The following is a 1,218-nucleotide window of genomic DNA, read 5'->3' as shown; positions in this document are numbered from 1 at the left end:
TGATCAGCCCCACTTGTGTGGTCCAATTTGATTGTTAGTGTATGACTGGCCTTTGGTCCATTTGAACGATGGTTTCCGGGGCCGGCGGTTTATATCCCAGAGCACTGTGCGGGCGTTTTGTGTTGTAGTGTTTCCTCCATTCTTCGATCAAAATCTGCGCTTCTCTTAGACAGTAGAAGACTTCTCCATTCAGGAACTCATCTCTGAACCGGGCATTGAAACTTTCACAGTAACCGTTCTCCCATGGGCTGCCTGGTTCGATGTATGCGGTCTTTGCTCCAACGGCATTGATCCAGTCTTGCACCGCCACGGCAATGAACTCAGGGCCATTGTCGGAGCGAATGTAGCTTGGCACACCGCGCATGATGAACAGGTCACTCAGCACATCGATGACATCGCTGGAGTTCAGCTTGCGGTCCACGCGGATCGCCAAGCACTCCCGGCTGTACTCATCGATGACGTTGAGCGTGCGGAATGCCTTTCCGTCATCCGTTCGACAATGCACGAAGTCATAACTCCAGACGTGGTTTCGGTGCTCCGGCCGCAGCCGAACACACGATCCATCATTTAACCAGAGCCGCCCCTTCTTCGGTTGTTTCATTGGCACTTTCAGCCCCTCCCGACGCCAAAGCCTTTCGACGCGTTTGTCATTCACCTGCCAGCCCGCATCTCTCAGCAAAGCCGCAATCCGACGATAACCGTAGCGGCCATACTGGCGGGCCAATTCTATCATGTCCGCCACCAGGCGCTTCTCGTCAGCTCTACCTTTCGGCAGCTTTCGCTGTGTGGATCGGTGCTGTTTCAGGACGCGACACGCCCGGCGCTCTGAGACACGCAGTTTGTGGCGCACATGGTTGATGCAGGCACGGCGACGGGCGGGGCTCAGTAGTTTCCCTTGGCCGCCTCCGTCAGGATCAATTTGTCCAGGGTAAGATCCGAGACGGCCTTTCGAAGACGCTCATTCTCTTTTTGAAGGCGCTTAAGTTCCTTCAATTGATCCGTACCCATTCCGCCGTACTTCTTCTTCCAGCGATAATAGGTCTGTTCAACAACACCAATCTGCCGGATCGCATCCAGACGGGACATGCCTTGCCCCATCAATACCTCAACCTGCCGCAACTTCGAGACAATCTCTTCCGGCTTCGGTCGCTTGTTCGCCATGTGGTTCCTCCATTTTCTTAACCATAACGGCGGACCACTTCAGAGGGGGAGGATCAG

Annotated in this window: 1 protein-coding gene; it reads right to left on the bottom strand. The window is 54.5% G+C overall.

Annotation, left to right across the window (positions count from 1 at the left end; genetic code table 11):
* Window positions 1–34: 34 nt before the first annotated feature.
* Window positions 35–1,161, bottom strand: a protein-coding gene (locus ACR0NA_RS21620) for an IS3 family transposase (protein ID WP_480732626.1) whose coding sequence is annotated in 2 segments (ribosomal slippage) — window positions 35–897 and window positions 897–1,161 — 1,128 coding nt in all. Because the reading frame shifts where the segments join, the coding sequence is not laid out codon by codon here.
* Window positions 1,162–1,218: the final 57 nt, after the last annotated feature.

Source organism: Ruegeria sp. C11 (genome assembly GCF_056537725.1).
This window is presented reverse-complemented; position numbering and strand designations above follow the sequence as displayed.